The following is a 942-nucleotide window of genomic DNA, read 5'->3' as shown; positions in this document are numbered from 1 at the left end:
CAGCGCATCGAGCGCCGCCGCCGGCCGCGTTGCCAGCGCGCTCACCAGTTGTTCGAGAGCCTCCTGGACATAGGCGCCCACGCGCTCGGCCGATATCGATTGATCGACTTGAACCGTCAGTACGAAGTCTTCGCCCAGATCGTCCACCGACAAGGTCAGCGGATAATTGGTGCGCTCCTCTTGTCCCACGATTTCCACCCCGTCCCAGCCACTGCTGGACTGCTGCTCCGTGCCGCCGATGGCGGTCGCGCTATGGCGATAGTTCAGCAGCGACGAGAACAGCGGCGTCTGCGCCGCCACGCCGCTGCAGCGCTGCGCCAGGGCCAGCGACGCATGCTCGTGCCGCAGCAACTGCGTCAGCAGCGCATGGATGCCGCGCACGCCTTGGGCAACGTCCCGGTCATCGATGCTGATCCGCACCGGCAGTGTATTGATGAACATGCCCAGCACCCGGTCGGAACCGGCACCGCCCTGCATGCGCCCGAACAGCACCGTGCCGAACACCACGTCGCGGCGTCCCGACAGGCGCGCCAGCACCTGCGCCCAGGCCAGGTGCATCAGACTGGCGGCGCTGACGCCCTGCACGCGCGCCTGCGCGCGCAGGCGGTCGGCCAGTTCGGTCGGCATTCGCACTACCGCCTCGCTGATCCGCGAGCCATCGCCGCGCACATCCAGCAGGCCATACGGCGCGGTCGGCTCGTCGATATCGGACAGCATCTGCGTGAAGAAGGCCTCATGCTCCGCGCGGCTCACGCCCAGGCGCGCCTGGGCGATGAAGTTACGGAACGGCAGCGCCCTTGGCAGCTCAGCCTCCCGGCCCAGCTGGATGGTGCGGATTTCCTCGACCAGGATTTCCAGCGTCGTATGGTCGATCGCCAGGTGATGCGTCAGCAGTTGCAACAGCCAGCGGCCGTTGGCGCGGTCCTCGCACAGGAAGGCGCG

At 67.6% G+C, this 942-nt stretch carries 1 protein-coding gene; it reads right to left on the bottom strand.

The annotated features are described in order from the left end of the window. On the bottom strand, positions 1–942 hold a 942-nt coding region (locus tag RUGAMON1_RS32605; protein ID WP_445234417.1), incomplete at both ends, for a condensation domain-containing protein.

Source organism: Duganella rhizosphaerae, assembly GCF_040364205.1.
GTDB lineage: Bacteria > Pseudomonadota > Gammaproteobacteria > Burkholderiales > Burkholderiaceae_D > Rugamonas > Rugamonas rhizosphaerae.
The sequence above is the reverse complement of the archived record's forward strand: the minus strand, read 5'-3'. Positions and strand labels throughout refer to the sequence as shown.